At 73.8% G+C, this 15,849-nt stretch carries 14 protein-coding genes; 7 read left to right on the top strand and 7 right to left on the bottom strand.

From position 1 onward, the window contains the following. Window positions 1–154: 154 nt before the first annotated feature. Together ABT299_RS41715 and ABT299_RS41710 are read left to right on the top strand one after the other, a co-directional pair. Window positions 155–1,774 (top strand): sensor histidine kinase, encoded by a 1,620-nt coding sequence (locus ABT299_RS41715; RefSeq protein ID WP_190854044.1) that lies wholly within the window; start codon window positions 155–157, stop codon window positions 1,772–1,774. Then, on the top strand, window positions 1,771–2,526 hold the full coding sequence (locus ABT299_RS41710) for a response regulator (RefSeq protein WP_500254128.1): 756 nt from the start codon (window positions 1,771–1,773) through the stop codon (window positions 2,524–2,526). Before ABT299_RS41715 ends, ABT299_RS41710 begins: the two co-directional genes overlap by 4 nt. Here the strand turns inward: ABT299_RS41710 and ABT299_RS41705 are convergent. From ABT299_RS41705 to aceA, 5 genes are all read right to left on the bottom strand, one after another. Beyond that, on the bottom strand, window positions 2,475–3,497 hold the full coding sequence (locus ABT299_RS41705) for an ABC transporter ATP-binding protein (RefSeq protein ID WP_500254127.1): 1,023 nt from the start codon (window positions 3,495–3,497) through the stop codon (window positions 2,475–2,477). The two genes, ABT299_RS41710 and ABT299_RS41705, sit on opposite strands and share 52 nt — an antisense overlap. Window positions 3,498–3,502: 5 nt before the next feature. Next, window positions 3,503–4,288: an ABC transporter permease gene (locus ABT299_RS41700; RefSeq protein ID WP_500254144.1), complete on the bottom strand. Its 786-nt coding sequence runs from the start codon at window positions 4,286–4,288 to the stop codon at window positions 3,503–3,505. A 22-nt stretch (window positions 4,289–4,310) separates the two neighbouring features. Continuing rightward, window positions 4,311–5,099, bottom strand: a complete 789-nt coding sequence (locus tag ABT299_RS41695; protein ID WP_433235060.1) for an ABC transporter permease — start codon at window positions 5,097–5,099, stop codon at window positions 4,311–4,313. A gap of 112 nt (window positions 5,100–5,211) precedes the next feature. After that, entirely contained in the window at window positions 5,212–6,720 is a 1,509-nt protein-coding gene (locus ABT299_RS41690) for a M1 family metallopeptidase (protein ID WP_500254126.1), read from the bottom strand. A 290-nt stretch (window positions 6,721–7,010) separates the two neighbouring features. After that, window positions 7,011–8,294: an isocitrate lyase gene (aceA, locus tag ABT299_RS41685; protein WP_190854032.1), complete on the bottom strand. Its 1,284-nt coding sequence runs from the start codon at window positions 8,292–8,294 to the stop codon at window positions 7,011–7,013. Window positions 8,295–8,444: 150 nt separating this feature from the next. Between aceA and ABT299_RS41680 the strand changes: the two genes are divergently transcribed. From ABT299_RS41680 to ABT299_RS41670, 3 genes are all read left to right on the top strand, one after another. Continuing rightward, window positions 8,445–9,881, top strand: a complete 1,437-nt coding sequence (locus tag ABT299_RS41680; RefSeq protein ID WP_190854029.1) for a helix-turn-helix domain-containing protein — start codon at window positions 8,445–8,447, stop codon at window positions 9,879–9,881. A 136-nt stretch (window positions 9,882–10,017) separates the two neighbouring features. Further along, a complete protein-coding gene (locus tag ABT299_RS41675) occupies window positions 10,018–11,001 on the top strand; it encodes a glucosyl-3-phosphoglycerate synthase (RefSeq protein WP_500254125.1) in 984 nt (327 codons plus the stop codon). A 121-nt stretch (window positions 11,002–11,122) separates the two neighbouring features. Continuing rightward, a complete protein-coding gene (locus ABT299_RS41670; RefSeq protein ID WP_500254124.1) occupies window positions 11,123–12,352 on the top strand; it encodes an acyl-CoA dehydrogenase family protein in 1,230 nt (409 codons plus the stop codon). Between the two features lie 41 nt (window positions 12,353–12,393). Here ABT299_RS41670 and ABT299_RS41665 read toward each other — a convergent pair whose 3' ends face one another. Further along, on the bottom strand, window positions 12,394–13,761 hold the full coding sequence (locus ABT299_RS41665) for a hypothetical protein (RefSeq protein ID WP_500254123.1): 1,368 nt from the start codon (window positions 13,759–13,761) through the stop codon (window positions 12,394–12,396). 209 nt (window positions 13,762–13,970) lie between these two features. Between ABT299_RS41665 and ABT299_RS41660 the strand changes: the two genes are divergently transcribed. Then, complete coding sequence (locus ABT299_RS41660) at window positions 13,971–14,633, top strand: TetR family transcriptional regulator (protein ID WP_190854021.1); 663 nt, start codon at window positions 13,971–13,973, stop codon at window positions 14,631–14,633. Continuing rightward, window positions 14,630–15,073 (top strand): phosphomannose isomerase type II C-terminal cupin domain, encoded by a 444-nt coding sequence (locus tag ABT299_RS41655; RefSeq protein ID WP_500254122.1) that lies wholly within the window; start codon window positions 14,630–14,632, stop codon window positions 15,071–15,073. Before ABT299_RS41660 ends, ABT299_RS41655 begins: the two co-directional genes overlap by 4 nt. A 16-nt stretch (window positions 15,074–15,089) precedes the next feature. Here the strand turns inward: ABT299_RS41655 and ABT299_RS41650 are convergent, their stop codons facing one another. Next, window positions 15,090–15,569 carry a hypothetical protein gene (locus tag ABT299_RS41650; protein ID WP_387030263.1) on the bottom strand — a complete coding sequence of 160 codons (480 nt, stop codon included), beginning with the start codon at window positions 15,567–15,569 and terminating at the stop codon, window positions 15,090–15,092. Window positions 15,570–15,849: the final 280 nt, after the last annotated feature.

Here is a 15,849-nt window from a genome sequence, read left to right as displayed (position 1 = left end):
GAACCGTAGGGATGTGGCCCGCGTCACCGGAACCCTTGCCCGCGATGTGCTCGCAAGCCGCGAATCCCCACGTTGAGTGCGTATTCCGCACTTCTGCTCTTTTTGCTCGCCGGGGTCTGGGCGGCGGGGCCCGGCGTGACGTACGGTGCGGGTCATGTCCGTCCGGCCCCGCATCCCCTTCGCCCGGCAGGTGCTGATCCTGCAGGTGGGCGTGGTCGTCGTCGTCGCCTGCCTCGGCTACGGGCTGGTCGCCTGGATGCTGGACGGCGAGCTGCGCGACCAGTACGGGCAGCGGGCCCTCACCGTCGCGCGCGCCGTCGCCGTCGACCCGCAGATCGACGCCGCGGTCGCGGCGGGCGACCCCGGCCACGTCGTGCAGGAGCGCGCCGAGCGCGTCCGGATCCGCACCGGCGCGCTGTTCGTCGTGGTGACCGACCGGCGCGGCATCCGGTACTCGCATCCGACGCTGGGCGAGGTCGGCCGGCGGGTCAGCACCGACCCGTCGGAGGCGCTCGCCGGGCACGAGGTCGTCAACATCGAGCGCGGCACGCTCGGCCTGTCGGCGCGCGGCAAGGTCCCGCTGTACGGGCCGCAGGGCGGCGTCCTCGGCGAGGTCAGCGTCGGGTTCGACGCCGGCGCGATCGACCGGGAGCTCGACCACCTGCTGCGCGACCTCACGCTGTTCATCGCCGGCGCCGTGCTGCTCGGCGTGCTGGCCTCCGCCGCGATCGGCCGCCGGCTGAAGCGCCAGACGCTCGGCCTGGAGCCCTACGAGCTGGCCGAGCTGGTGCAGGAGCGGGAGGCCGTCCTGCACGGCGTCGGGGAGGGTGTGGTCGCGGTCGACACCGCGGGCCGGATCGCGGTCTGCAACGACGAGGCGTCCCGGCTCCTCGGCGTCGCCCCCGAGCGCGGCGCGGCCGCCGCCGGGCTCGCGGCGGAGGGCGCGCTGCGGGACGTGCTGACCGGCGCCCGCGAGGCGGCCAACCTGTTCGTCACCGCCGGCGAGCGGGTGCTGGTGGTGAACCGGCGGGAGGTCCGCCGCGACGGCCGCGACCTCGGCGCCGTGGTCACCCTGCGCGACCGCACCGACCTGGAGACCCTCGCCCGCGAGCTGGACTCGGTCAGCACGCTGTTCGACGCGCTGCGCGCGCAGCGGCACGAGTACGCCAACCGGCTGCACACGCTGTCCGGGCTGCTCCAGCTCGGGCACGCCGAGGAGGCCGCCGGCTACCTCGGCGCGCTGATGGACGACGAGGTGGGCCGGCTGCCCGCCGCGGAGGAGCTGCCCGACCCGCTCACCGACCCCTACCTGCGGGCGTTCCTGGCCGCCAAGTCGGCCGTCGCCGCGGAGAAGGGGGTCCGGCTGGACATCGGCTCCACGAGCTACGTGCCGGGCCGGGTCGCCGAGCCGCTGGACGTCACGACGGTCGTCGGCAACCTCGTCGACAACGCCGTCGAGGCGGCCCGGCTGGGCCGGCGGCGGCCCGCCCGGGTCGAGGTCGAGCTGCTCGGCGACGGCCGCGACCTGCACGTCACCGTCGCCGACTCCGGCGACGGGCTGCCGGAGGGGCTGCGCGAGGCGGTCTTCGACGACGGGGTGTCCACCCGGGACGCGGCCGGCGGCCGCTCGCGCGGCCTCGGGCTGGGGCTCGCCCGCCGCACCGCCCGCGCCCGCGACGGCGACGTCGCGTTCGTCGACCCCGGCGGGGACGGGACGGGCGCGGTCGCGGTGGCCCGGCTGCCCGGCGTCCTCGGCGCGGAGGCGGTCCGGTGAGCGGGCACGGAGACGGTCGGGCGACCGGGCGCGGGACCGGCGCGGAGAGCCGGGCCGGCGGCGCGGCGGTGGAACGGGGAGGCGGCGCGGTGATCGGCGTGCTGGTGGTGGACGACGACTTCCGGGTGGCGCAGGTGCACGCCGGATTCGTGGCGGGCCTGCCCGGCTTCGCCGTCACGGGCCTCGCGCACACCGCCGCCGAGGCCCGCTCGATGGCCGCCGAGCTGGCGCCCGACCTGGTCCTGCTGGACGTCTACCTCCCGGACGAGCCGGGCCTCGCGCTGCTGCCCGAGCTGTCCGCGGACGTGATCATGGCGACCGCGGCGGCGGACCCCGGCGTCGTCCGCGAGGCGCTCGCGGGCGGCGCGCTGCACTACCTGATCAAGCCGTTCACCGCCGCCGCGCTCGGCGAGCGGCTCACCGCGTACGCGCGCTACCGGGCGGCGCTGTCCGGCGGCGAGCTGTCGCAGGCGGCGCTCGACGGCGCGCTGCGCGCCCTGTACGCGCCGCTGCACGCCCAGCCCGCCGCGCCGAAGGGGCAGTCGCCGGTGACGGCCCGGCTGATCGCCGAGGCGCTGCGGGCGGCGGACGAGCCGCGCTCGGCGGCCGAGGTCGCCGACCTGGTCGGGATCTCCCGCGCCACCGCGCAGCGCTACCTCGCCGGGCTCGCCGAGGCCGGCCGGGTCGTGGTGACGCTGCGCTACGGCGCGACGGGCCGCCCCGAGCACCAGTACGCGTGGTCGCCGCGGTAGAGCCCGGCGAGGACGTCCTCGATGCCGGCCTCGCGCAGCGAGATGTCGCGGACCTCGTGGCGCTGCGCGAGCGCCGCCACCAGCGCCGCGGCGTTCTCCTCGCGCGGGACCCGCAGCCACTGCCGCGCCCCCTCGACCCGCTCGGCCCGGATCTCCCCGAGCACGATCGGCGGCGCCGGCTCGGCCAGCTCGACCACCAGGGTCCGGTCGGCGTCGACGGTGCGGCGCAGCTCGTCCAGCCCGCCGTCGTAGGCGAGCCGGCCGCGGTCGATGATCAGCACGCGCCGGCAGAGCCGCTCGATGTCGCCGAGGTCGTGCGTGGTCAGCAGGATCGTGGTGCCGCGCTCGGCGTTGGTCCGCTCCAGGAAGTCCCGGACGGTCGTCTTGCTCACCACGTCCAGCCCGATCGTCGGCTCGTCGAGCACCAGCAGCTCCGGGTCGTGCAGCAGCGCGGCGGCGAGATCGCCGCGCATCCGCTGGCCGAGGCTGAGCTGCCGGACCGGCGTGTGCAGGAACGGCTCCAGCTCCAGCAGCGCGGTCAGCTCCGCCAGCCGCTCCCGGTGCGCCGCCGCGTCCACCCGGTACAGCCGCCGGACGAGGGCGAGGCTGTCGCGCAGCGGCAGGTCCCACCAGAGGGTCGTGCGCTGCCCGAAGACGACGCCGATCCGGCGGGCGAGGGCCGTCCGGCGGCGCGAGGGGTCCAGGCCGCACACCCGCAGCGTGCCGGACGAGGCGGTCAGGATCCCGGTGAGCATCTTGATGGTCGTCGACTTGCCGGCGCCGTTCGGCCCGAGGTAGCCGACGAACTCGCCGGGCGCGACCGTGAACGACACCCCATCGACGGCACGCAGGGCCGTCCGGGCGCGCCGCCGGCCGCCCGCGCGCCCGCGGACCGTGAACGACTTGACGACGTCCGCCGCCCGGATCACCGGCTCGGCCCCGGACCCCGCACCGGTCCCCGCCTCCCGCATCGGCCTCAGCTCCCCGTCGATCGGTAGTGCCGGATCCCCGCCCGCCACGCCAGCGCCGCCGCCCCGCACAGCACCGCCGCGACGGCGGGCGAGGCGAACCGCGCCGCCGCCGGCAGCCCCAGCGGGTCCGGCCGGTCCAGGACGTACAGCGCGGGCTGCCAGTTGACGAACGCGAGCGGCACGACGAAGGTCACCCCGCGCACGAAGTCGCGGCCGAACATCGTCATCGGGTACTGAGTCAGGTACGCGCCGCCGTAGGTGAGCGACTTCGTGGCGCCGTGGCTGTCGACCATGACGAACTGCACGGCCGCCGTCAGCACCCACAGCCCCGCGAAGATCGCCGTCCCGGACGCGACCATCAGCGGGAGCGCGGCGGCCCGGCCCGGCGTCCACGGCACGTCCAGCCGCGGCAGCACGAGCGCCAGGACGGCGACCGCCGGGACGAGCTTGCCGAGCCGGCGGGGCGAGAACTGCTCGGTCGCGATCTGGACCAGCGGGCTGACCGGCCGCACCAGCACCGCGTCCAGGGTGCCCAGCCGGACGCGCTCGCCGAGCTGCTCGGTCGTGCCGAGCAAAACATCGGAGATCGCGAACGAGAGCGCGCTCGTCCCGTACAGGAACAGCACCTCCGCCGCGGTGAAGCCGGCGATGCGGGGCGCGCGGGAGAACAGCACCAGGACGGCCACCGCGTCCAGCCCGCCGACGACCGCGGTCGCCAGCGACAGCAGCACCATGGACACCGGGAACCGGCCCGCCGCCCGCAGCCACGTCCACGCCAGCAGCCCGTACATCCGCACCGGCCGCGCGCCGCCGTCAGCCACCGTGGATCACCAGCCTCCGCCGTGCGGCGCGGGTCAGCAGCCATCCGGCGGCGAGCAGCGCGGCGGCCCACCCGGCCTGGAACGCGAGCGCGCCGAGCAGGCCGGCGCCGGAGCGGCGGCCGAGGAACACGTCCGCCGGCACCTGGATCTGCGCCGACCACGGCAGCGCCCGCGCGACGTCCCCGAGCCGGCCGGGGAAGACCACCAGCGGCAGGATCATCCCGGAGAAGAACAGCGACATCACCAGCGCGACCGCGTTCAGGCCCCGGTCGTCGTGCAGCCAGAACATCCCGAGCGCCACCAGGTAGCGGATCGCGAAGCCGACCAGCGCGCCCAGCAGCACCGCCGCCGCGAACGCCGCCAGGCCCGCCGGGCCCGGCGCGCGGAAGGGGAACGCCAGCGCGCCCGCGACCAGCGGCGGCCCGGCGCGCAGCACCAGCGACCCGGCGGCGCGGCCGAGGTCCTCGGCCAGCCACCAGCCCAGCAGCCCGACCGGCCGGTGCAGGTCGATCGCGACGTCGCCGTTGCGGATCCGCTCGGTGAGGTCCATCCCGCCGAAGATCTGCACGGGGCCGATCAGCGCCTGGGTGATGAAGCAGAAGGTGACGGCGTCGGCCGCGGCGTAGCCGCCGAGCGCGGGACGCGCGTGCCAGAGCGCGAGCAGCACGTAGGCGCGGATGAAGCCGAAGGCGGTGTTGGTCAGCGACTCGGCGAGGGAGCCGAGCGGGTAGGCGGTGTGGCGCCGGAAGCCGTACCACCACACCCACGGAAGGACGCCCACTCGCCGAGAGCCTAGACAAGGCACGGCCCGGCGACCATGTAATTTCGCACAGTGGCCGCCGGGCCGTTGACCCGGGTGATGCTCGCCGCGGGTCGGCGAGGGCTTCGGGCCGTCAGCCCTGCGGGAGGTCCGGCTTGATCGGGGAGTACAGCCAGTCCTTGAAGAACTGCGTCAGGTCCTGGCCGGAGATCTTCTGGGCCAGGGCGGTGAACTGCTCGGTGGTGCCGTTGCCGTACTTGTGCTGGGCGTACCAGGTGCGCAGCACCGTGAAGAACTTGTCGTCGCCGATCTTCTCGCGGAGGAACTCCAGCGCCATCCCGCCGCCGCTGTAGACCCGCTGGTTGAACATGGTGTCGCGCTGCGGGTCGGCGGTCACGACCGACCAGAAGGGACGGCCCGCCGGGTCCGGGAAGGGCCGCGAGTTGTAGGTGGTGCGGGCCCGGTCGTGGACGGTCGCGCCGCCGTGCTTCTCGCCCCAGTACCACTCGGCGAAGGTCGCGAAGCTCTCGTTCAGCCACACGTCCTTCCAGCGCTCCGGGGACACCGCGTCGCCGAACCACTGGTGCGCCAGCTCGTGCGCGATCGTGGAGGTGCTGCGGACGGCGGAGTAGACCGGCTTGCTCTGCGTCTCCAGGGAGAAGCCGAGGGGGTCGCCGTTGTAGCGGGCGTCGTCGGCGATGGCGCCGGTCGTCTCGAACGCGTACTTGCCGAACAGCGACGACCACAGGTCGGTGGCCTCGCTCGTGGTGTCGAAGAAGAAGTTCACCGCGTCCGGCTGGTTCTGGAGCAGCACCGGGTCCACGGCGGTGTAGTTGCCGACGCCGCCGGGCGACTCGCCCTGCTTGACGTCCCACTTGCCGATGTCGATGGTCGCGAGGTAGCTGGCCATCGGGTACCGCTCGCGCCACTTGTACGTGCTGGCGGCGGTCGCGGCGGAGCGGCGGCTGAACGCCGCGTTCCCGCTGTGCTGCCCGTCGGGCAGCCCGTTGGCGACCACGGTCAGCCCCTTCGGCACCGTGACCTCGAAGTCGTAGGTGGCCTTGTCGCTCGGGTGGTCGTTGACCGGGAACCAGGTGGACGCGCCGTTGGGCTCGTCGCCGACGAACGCGCCGTCCGGGGTGTGCAGGAACCCGTAGGGGGAGCCGAACACGATCGGGGAGCCCACGATCGTCTGGGGGACGCCGCCGTAGGTGATGACGGTGGTGAACGTCCTGCCCTTGCGCAGGCCCTTGTGCGGCGTGATGACGAGTTCCTGGCCGCGCCGCTTGAAGTCGGCCTTGTGCCGGTCGACCTTGACGCGCTGGACGTCCATGCCGGACAGGTCCAGGTCGAAGCTCGACAGGTCCTGGGTCGCGCGCGCCGTCATGGTGACGACGCCGTCGAGCTGGTCGTAGTCGGGGTCGTAGGTGAGGTCCAGGGAGTAGTTCTGCGCGTCGTAGCCGCCGTTGCCCTCGAGCGGGAAGTAGGCGTCGCCGACGCCCTCGGCGCCGGGCGTGTAGCGGTGCTGCGCGGCGGACGCCGAGGGGGCGAGCGCGACCACGCAGAGGGCGGCGACGGCGATCGGGAGCGTGCGCCCGGGGGTCGCCCGGAACGGATGGAGGCGGGGGTGGCGCTGCGCCATCGGAAGGATCCTCTCCCTTGAGTGATCACAAGCGTGCTTACGATGCCCTCAATAGCGCCACATGTCGAGACTTCCTCCCCATTTGGCCGATCTTGGTCCGGGTGCCGGCGGCCCTCCGCCCCGGCCCGGTCCCGGCCCGGTCCCGGCCCGCTCCCGGCCTCGTTCCGGCGCTGGCCCCGGACCTCGTGCGGACATCAGAAGGCCCCCGCGGGTGTAGGGACGCGGGGGCCTTCTGCTGGGGATCAGACCTGGGGCGACAGGTCTGGATCAGCTCACTGGTCGGGACCGGCTCAGTGGAACTGGCCCTCCTCGGTGGAGCCCTTCAGCGCCGTGGTGGACGAGTCCGGCGCGATCGCGGTGCTCACCATGTCGAAGTAGCCGGTGCCGGCCTCGCGCTGGTGCTTGACCGCGGTGAAGCCCTTCTCGGCCGCCGCGAACTCGCGCTCCTGCAGCTCGACGTAGGCCGTCATGCCCTCGCGGGCGTAGCCGTGCGCCAGGTCGAACATGCCGTAGTTGAGGGCGTGGAAGCCGGCCAGCGTGATGAACTGGAACTTGAAGCCCATGTGGCCGAGCTCGCGCTGGAACTTGGCGATGGTCGCGTCGTCCAGGTGCGCCTTCCAGTTGAAGGACGGCGAGCAGTTGTAGGCCAGCATCTGGTCCGGGTACTCGGCCTTGACCGCCTCGGCGAACTTGCGCGCCTGCTCCAGGTCCGGGGTGCCGGTCTCCATCCAGATGAGGTCGGAGTACGGCGCGTAGGCCTTGGCGCGGGCGATGCAGGGCTCGATGCCGTTGCGGACGCGGTAGAAGCCCTCGGCGGTGCGCTCGCCGGTGATGAACTCGCGGTCGCGCTCGTCCACGTCCGTCGTGATCAGGGTCGCGGCCTCGGCGTCGGTCCGCGCGATGATCAGGGACGGCACGTTGGAGATGTCCGCCGCGAGGCGGGCGGTGTTGAGGGTCTTGATGTGCTGCGAGGTCGGGATGAGGACCTTGCCGCCGAGGTGGCCGCACTTCTTCTCGGAGGCCAGCTGGTCCTCCCAGTGCACGCCCGCGGCGCCCGCGGCGATCATGCCCTTCATCAGCTCGAAGGCGTTCAGCACGCCGCCGAAGCCGGCCTCGGCGTCGGCCACGATCGGGGCGAGGAAGTGCGTGTCGCCCTCACCCTCGGCCCACTGGACCTGGTCGGCGCGCAGCAGCGCGTTGTTGATGCGGCGCACGACGGCCGGGACCGAGTTCGCCGGGTAGATGCTCTGGTCCGGGTAGGTCTGGCCCGCCAGGTTGGCGTCCGCCGCGACCTGCCAGCCGGACAGGTAGATGGCCTTGAGGCCGGCCTTCACCTGCTGGACGGCCTGGAGCCCGGTGAGCGCGCCGAGGGAGTGGACGTAGTCCTCCTCGTGCAGGAGCTTCCAGAGCCGCTCGGCGCCGAGGCGCGCGAGGGTGTGCTCCTCCTGGACCGAGCCGCGGATGCGGACGACGTCCTCGGCGGAGTAGGTCCGCTCGATGCCCTTCCAGCGCTCGTCGGTCTCCCACTGCCGCTGCAGCTCCTCGGCTGCGCCCTTGAGGCGACTGTCGCTCATCGTCTTGCCCTTCCGTGTCGTCCCCTGGGTGCTTGGACATGACTATGCCCGGACTTCAACCCCTTAATGAACTCGTGAGTAACAGAAGAACTGCGAAATTTCCGCTACGATGAAGCCGTGACGACCTTGCGGCCAGAAGAACCCCTCAACTTGACGAGCGATGTAGACCTCGTCACCTTCGGGCAGCGGCTCCGCCACCTGCGGCGCAGCCGCGGCATGACGCTGTCGGACCTCGGCGAGCGCGTCGGGCGCGCCCCCTCCCAGCTCTCGCTGCTGGAGAACGGCCGGCGCGAGCCCAAGCTGTCGCTGCTGCAGTCCCTCGCCGCCGCGCTGGAGTGCCCGGTGGAGGAGCTGCTGCGCCGCCAGCCGCCGAGCCGCCGCGCGCAGCTGGAGATCCAGCTGGAGGAGGCGCAGCGCGACCCGCTGTACCGCACCCTCGGGCTGTCGCACCTCAAGGTCGGCAAGCGGATGCCGAACGAGGTGATCGAGCACATCCTCGCCCTCTACGGGGAGCTGAAGCGCAGCCGCACCAAGCCGACCGCCAGCCCCGAGGAGGCGCGCAAGGCCAACGCCGAGCTGCGCCGCCAGATGCACGAGCGCGGCAACCACTTCCCCGACATCGAGAGGGTCGCCGCGCAGACCCTCGACGCCGTCGGCTACCGGGGCGGCGCGGTCTCCCAGGGCATGCTGATGACCCTGGTCGGCCACTTCGGCTTCAGCCTGCAGTACGTCCAGGACCTGCCGCGCTCCGTCCGGTCCGTCACCGACCTGCGCAACCGGCGGATCTACCTGGAGCGCGAGCAGCTCGGCATGCACACGCCCCGGACGATCCTGCTGCAGACGCTCGGGCACATCGCGCTCGACCACGACCAGCCCCGCGACTTCGCCGACTTCCTGCGCCAGCGCGTCGAGGCCAACTACTTCGGCGCCGCGATCCTGATGCCCGAGCGCAGCGTCGTGCCGTTCCTGCAGGAGGCCAAGGCCGCGCGCGAGCTGTCGGTGGAGGACCTCGCCGACGTGTTCTCGGTGTCCTACGAGATGGCCGCGCACCGCTTCACCAACGTCGCCACCCACCATCTCGGGCTGCAGCTGCACTTCACCAAGAACGATGAGAACGGCACGATCTACAAGGCGTACGCCAACGACGGCCTGGCGTTCCCGCAGGACGAGGACGGCGCGATCGAGGGCCAGCGGATGTGCCGCGAGTGGGCCGGCCGGCACGTGTTCGGCGCGGAGGACCGCTTCTCCGTCTACTACCAGTACACCGACACCCCCCACGGGACCTACTGGTGCCTGTCGCACATCGACCCGAGCCACGAGCGCGACTTCGCGATCACGCTCGGCGTCCGGTTCGAGGACTCGCGCTGGTTCCGCGGCCGGGAGACCACCCGCCGGGTCAAGTCGGCGTGCCCGGACGGGGACTGCTGCCAGCGCCCGCCCAAGGAGCTGGCCGAACGGTGGGAGGGCATGGCCTGGCCCTCGGCCCGCGCGCACTCGCACGTGCTGTCGGTGCTGCCGCCCGGAGCCTTCCCCGGCGTGGACGACGCCGACGTCTACGAGTTCCTGGACAAGCACGCCGCCGAATGACGGGTGTGTTGCGCCGGTGTCAACTCTTCGGGTCGGCTGCCCGTTCGCCGCGCGGACGGTGAATGATCTGGACGTATCCGGTGTTCACTCAAGGTGAGGGCCGGTCACGGGACCGTCCGCACGGGAGGGGGAGCGCGTGCTGCCAGAGGTCGCTTCGTGGTTGCGGCGCCGTACGAGCACGGCCGAGGACTGGCCGGCGCACGTCCTGCTGGACGCCAAGGACGGCACCGGGATCAGCGTCGTGCTGCCCGCGCGTGACGAGGAGGCGACCGTCGGCGCGATCGTCGCCGCCGTCCGCACCGACCTGATGGAGCGGGTCCCGCTGGTCGACGAGATCGTCGTGGTGGACTCCCGCTCCACCGACCGGACCGCCGCCGTGGCCGCCGCGGCGGGCGCGGAGGTCGTCGCGCAGGACGAGGTGCTGCCCGGCGAGGGGCGCATGTCCGGCAAGGGCGAGGCGCTGTGGAAGTCCCTCGCCGCCACCACCGGCGACCTGATCGTGTTCGTGGACGCCGACCTGCGCGGCTTCACCTCGTCCTACATCACCGGGCTGCTCGGTCCGCTGCTGACCGACCCGTCCGTCGGCTACGTGAAGGGCTGCTACGACCGCCCGCTGATGGAGGGGGAGCGGCGCGTCGAGGGCGGCGGCGGTCGGGTCACCGAGCTGGTCGCCCGCCCGCTGATCAACATGCACTGGCCGCTGCTGGCCGGGGTGATGCAGCCGCTCGGCGGCGAGTACGCGGGCCGCCGCGCGCTGCTGGAGCGGCTGCCGTTCGTGACCGGCTACGGCGTGGAGCTCGGCCTGCTGCTGGACGTCTACCAGGACGCCGGGCTGGACGCGATCGCCCAGGTCGACCTCGGCCGCCGGGTGCACGGGCACCAGTCCACCGAGGCGCTCGGCGCGATGTCCGGCCAGATCATGCTGACCGCCTGGTCGCGGCTGGAGCGGCACGGCCGGATGATCCCGCTGGGCGCGCCCGCGACCGCGCTGACCCAGTTCCGCCGGTCCGCGGCCGGGCACGACGCCCGGACCAGCGACGTCGCCGTGGGGGAGCGCCCGCCGATGATCGAGGTGCCCGGCTACGCCGCCGCGCGCTCCTTCTCTCCCGGCCGCGGCTGACCCGCCGCCCCCCGCCTCCGCGCCCCTTTCCCGGCTGTGACTCCGGCCACCTGTTACCCGCGGTAGCACGCGATGCTGCTACCGTTGGTAACAGGCGATATTGGAGAAAGGGTCAATAATCATGACGAGCGCGGAGTCCACGCCGTTCTCGCTGGAGCTCAGCGAGGACGTGCGCGAGGTCAGGGACTGGGTGCACGAGTTCGCCAAGGACGTCATCCGCCCGGCCGCCGAGGAGTGGGACGAGCGGGAGGAGACCCCCTGGCCGCTCATCCAGGAGGCGTCCAAGGTCGGGATCTACTCGCTGGACTTCTTCGCCACCCAGTGGCTGGAGCCGACCGGCCTCGGCATCCCGGTGGCGTTCGAGGAGCTGTTCTGGGGCGACGCCGGCATCGCGCTGTCGATCGTCGGCACCGGCCTCGCCGCCGCGTCCGTGGCCGCCGTCGGCACCCCCGAGCAGGTCACCGAGTGGGTGCCGCAGATGTTCGGCACCACCGACGACGTCAAGCTCGGCGCGTTCTGCGCCTCCGAGCCCGACGCGGGCAGCGACGTGGGCTCCATCCGGACCCGCGCCGTCTTCGACGAGGCCAAGGACGAGTGGGTGCTGAACGGCACCAAGACCTGGGCGACCAACGGCGGCATCGCCGACGTCCACGTCGTCGTCGCCTCGGTGTACCCCGAGCTCGGCAGCCGCGGCCAGGCCAGCTTCATCGTCCCGCCGAACACCCCCGGTCTCCGGCAGGGGCAGAAGTTCAAGAAGCACGGCATCCGCGCCTCCCACACCGCCGAGGTCGTCCTCGACGACGTGCGCGTCCCGAGCCACCACATCGTCGGCGGCAAGGAGAAGTTCGACGAGCGCATCGCCCGGACCCGCGAGGGCAAGAGCTCCAAGGGCCAGGCCGCGCTGAAGACGTTCGAGACCACCCGGCCGTCCGTCGGCGCGATGGCCCTCGGCGTCGGCCGCGCCGCCTACGACTACGCGCTGCAGTACGCGCAGGAGCGCGAGCAGTTCGGCAAGAAGATCGGCGACTTCCAGGCCATCGCCTTCAAGCTGGCCGACATGAAGACCCGCCTGGACGCCGCCCGCCTGATGGTGTGGCGGGCCGCCTGGATGGCGCGCAACGGCAAGGACTTCGAGAACGCCGAGGGCTCGATGGCCAAGCTCATCGCCAGCGAGATGTCGGTGTACGTCACCGAAGAGGCGATCCAGATCCTCGGCGGCAACGGCTACACCCGCGAGTACCCGGTGGAGCGCATGCACCGCGACTCCAAGATCTTCACGATCTTCGAGGGCACCAGCGAGATCCAGCGCCTGGTCATCGGCCGCACCGTCACCGGCCTGCCGGTCCGCTAGCGGACCCCTCGCGGGCGGCGCGGTCGCGGATCGCGGCGCCGCTACAGGATCGCGGCGTCGTACAGGATCCGCTTCATCGCAGGCACGGGCAGGCCGGGGTTGCGCGCCGCGCTCCCGGCCGCGTCCGGGTCGTCGAGCAGCTCCAGCAGCCGGGCCTCCGGCAGCCGGGCGTCGCGCGCCGCCGCGGCGCGCACGCCCGGCTCCTCGTCCCGGCTGAGCCGCTCGACGGCCGGCGCCGGCAGCTCCGGGTCGCGCAGCGCCAGCGTCCGCGCGACCGGGTCGTCCGACTCCGCGAGGCGGGCGAGGCCCGCGCACGGGAAGTTCGGATGCCCGGTGCGGTCCAGCCGGGTGATGAACGGCGACTCCAGCGCGACCGACAGCAGCAGCTCACCGGGCGGATCGGGATGCTTCTCCGACAGCAGCAGCCGGACGACGAAGTCCTCGTCGCCCGCCAGCCGCGCGACCAGGTCGGGCGGCAGGTGCGGGCTGTACGCCGCGAACCGGCGCAGCCCGGTGTGCGCGGAGGTGGCGTACCGCCGCATCAGGTCGAGGTCGTCCAGCCGGTCCCAGAACCATCCCGGAGGGCGGAGATGATCCTCGGGCCCCACGCGGTAGTCGATCGCCGCGCGCTGCTCCTCGGTCAGCTCGGGGCGCAGCGACACCGCGAGCCGCACCTCGTGCTCGGGGTCGCCCGCCAGCACGGCGACGAGGTCGGGCGGCAGGCTCGGGTTGGCGGCGACGGCCCTGCGGACGGCGCTCCGGCCGTCCCGGCACAGCGCGGCCGCCTGCCCCGGATCCAGCGGGACGCGCGCCACGACGTCGGGGTCCCCGGCGGCGAGCAGCGGCGCGGCCACGTCGGGGCGGCGCCGGGCGGCGAGCGCGACGGCCGCGCGCCGGACCTCCGGATCGGGGTCGCCCAGCGCCGCGTCGACGATCTCCTCCGGCGGCTCCGGCCAGGTGCGCAGGACGCCGCGCCGGACCCGGGCGTCCGGATCCGCCGCGAGCGCCGCGCGGACGCCGTCGGGGAGGTCGCGGTCGAGGACGGCGTCGCGGACGCGCGGGTCCGGGTCGGCGGCAAGCCGCAGGACGACGTCCGCGGGCAGGGGCTTGCGGGGCTGCCGGTACTCGGGGATCGCGGCGAGCGACCGGCGCACGTCCGGGTCGGGATCGTCGGCGAGCAGCGCGCGGATCTCCGCCGGCGCGTGGCCCGACACGGCGACCAGCCGCCGGGCGTGCGGGTCCGGATGCCGGACGGCGGCCTCGTACACCGCGTCCGGTACGTCCGCGCGGCGCAGCAGGGCGTGCCGCATGCGCGGTTCCGCGCGTTCCAGGATCAGCAGCAGGTACTCGACCGGGGCGGCGGGGTTCGTCGCCACGCCCTCCAGCCGCACCGAGTAGAGCGTCCGCACCCCCGCGACCTCCTCACGCCGGCCACCGATCACGGTAGCCGCTGCGGCCGCCCGCCGGGAAGGGCGCGAGGCGGCGGACAACCCCCAGGCCAGGCGGTGTTGTCACCGGGTAACACCCGCGGATACCGTTCGGTGTATGCCCGCCTGCCCAGCGCTCACCCCGCCCCACGCGCGTCCCGCGCGCACCGCCCGGCTACGGTGATCGCACCATGAGGGGCGAAGCGGGCGGGAGGGCACCGGGATCCAGGCGCGATCCCGGCCGCAGGCGCGCCCTGCTGGAGGCGGCGGACCGGGTCATCCAGCGCGAGGGCCCCGAGGCGTCGATGGCCGCGATCGCCGCCGAGGCGGGCATCAGCAAGCCGATCCTGTACCGCCACTTCGGCGACAAGAGCGGCCTCTACCAGGCGCTCGCCGAGCGGCACACGCGCAAGCTGATCGAGGGCATCCGGGAGGAGTTCTCCCGGGACGACTCGATCCGCGCGCGCACCCGGTCCACCATCGACACCTACCTGGCGACGATCTCCAAGAACCTCAACCTCTACCGCTTCCTGATGCACCGGGCGAGCGCGGAGGACACCGCCACGCACAGCGCGATGAGCACGATGATCCGCGACGTGAGCCGGGAGCTGGCCGAGGTGATGATCGCCGAGGGGGAGATGGCGGACCGCACCCGCGCCTACGTGTGGGGCCACGCGATCGTCGGCATGGTGCAGACCGCCGGCGACTGGTGGCTCGACCAGGCCGACGAGGTGCCCCGCGAGGCCGTCGTGGACGGCCTCGCCGACCTCGTCCTCGGCGGGCTGCCGGCCGCCGCCTCCGCGTCCGGCGCCCGCGTCCCGCAGATGTTCCCCGACCCGCGATTCCCGAGGTGACCGTGCAGACCGACGTGCCCGTGCCGACCGACTCCCGCGCGCAGACCGGCGTGCCCGCGCAGCCCGACGCTCCCGCGCCGGAGGGCGTGCGGCAGGAGCCGGAGGTGCTGACCGAACGGCGGCCGTGGGGCGCCTTCGAGCAGTTCACGCTGAACGAGCCGTCCACCGTGAAGATCATCTACGTGGAGCCGGGGCAGCGGCTCAGCCTGCAGCGGCACCGCGACCGCGACGAGCTGTGGGTCGCGCTGGACCCCGGCGCGGTGTTCGAGGTGGCCGGCCGCCGGACGCTGCCGGAGGTGGGGGAGCGGGTCCTGATCCGGGCGGGGCAGACGCACCGGCTGGGCTCCGACGGCCCCGCGGTCCGGGTCATGGAGATCGCGTTCGGGAACTTCGACGAGGACGACATCGAACGGCTCGAGGACTCCTACGGCCGGGCCTGACCCTCCGGGGCGCCGGTCAGCCGCGCGTCCGGCGGAACCGGGACCGCACCAGCACCGTCGCGCCGGTCCCGGCCGCGCCCGCCATGAGCACCATCGCCACCGAGGTCCACGGCACCTGGAACCCGTCCCCGCCGCCCATGGCCCAGCCGTGCGGGCGGGGACGGCGCGGCCGGCGCACTTCCAGGGGCGCCTGCGCGGCCCGTCCCGACGGGACGCAGGCGACCTCCACGGGCCGGCGGCCCGTCTCCCGGGCGGCCCTGGCCTCGACGCGGAACCGGCCGCCCCGCACCGCGCCCTCGCCGGTCGCGGCGCCGGAGACCCGGACGCTCCGATCCGCGGCCGGGCAGGTCCCCGACACCACCACGGTCTCGCCGGGGCGGGCGCGTCCCGGTGTGACGACGGGGCCGGCGGCCCTCGCGGCGGGCGCGGCGCCGCACACGATCGCGCCGCACACGACGGCGCCTGGCAGCAGCCCGGCGCGCACGATGGCTCTCACATCGCGGATGATGCCCGTGCGGGCGCCCGCTCAAGGCACGGCACCCGCCGACTTTGCCGACTCTTGCCGTGGTCCCTCCGGCGCACCCGCCGTGTCCGGACCGTCCTGAAGGCGCTCGTCCGGGCCGGAAGGCGCCCGTCCGGGGAGGCGCTGCTCCGGGAGAGCGGCCCCGCACGGAACCGGCCCGCGGCGCGCGGGGGGGGGGCCGGGGGGCGGGCGGGGGGGGGGGCGGGGGGGGGGCGGGGAGGGGGGGGGTGGGTGGGGCCGGGGCGAGAACATA

Origin of the sequence: Spirillospora sp. NPDC000708, assembly GCF_040299565.1 — a bacterium.
GTDB lineage: Bacteria > Actinomycetota > Actinomycetes > Streptosporangiales > Streptosporangiaceae > Spirillospora.
Note: the sequence above shows the minus strand (reverse complement) of the source record. Positions and strands in the feature narration are given on the sequence as shown.

What these genes read in the sequence shown, in the direction of transcription:
- ABT299_RS41715 (WP_190854044.1), top strand. Translation starts at nt 155, where the DNA reads ATGTCCGTCCGGCCCCGCATCCCCTTCGCCCGGCAGGTGCTGATCCTG.
- ABT299_RS41705 (WP_500254127.1), bottom strand. Translation starts at nt 3,497, where the DNA reads ATGCGGGAGGCGGGGACCGGTGCGGGGTCCGGGGCCGAGCCGGTGATC.
- ABT299_RS41700 (WP_500254144.1), bottom strand. Translation starts at nt 4,288, where the DNA reads ATGTACGGGCTGCTGGCGTGGACGTGGCTGCGGGCGGCGGGCCGGTTC.
- ABT299_RS41690 (WP_500254126.1), bottom strand. Translation starts at nt 6,720, where the DNA reads ATGGCGCAGCGCCACCCCCGCCTCCATCCGTTCCGGGCGACCCCCGGG.
- aceA (WP_190854032.1), bottom strand. Translation starts at nt 8,294, where the DNA reads ATGAGCGACAGTCGCCTCAAGGGCGCAGCCGAGGAGCTGCAGCGGCAG.
- ABT299_RS41670 (WP_500254124.1), top strand. Translation starts at nt 11,123, where the DNA reads ATGACGAGCGCGGAGTCCACGCCGTTCTCGCTGGAGCTCAGCGAGGAC.
- ABT299_RS41660 (WP_190854021.1), top strand. Translation starts at nt 13,971, where the DNA reads ATGAGGGGCGAAGCGGGCGGGAGGGCACCGGGATCCAGGCGCGATCCC.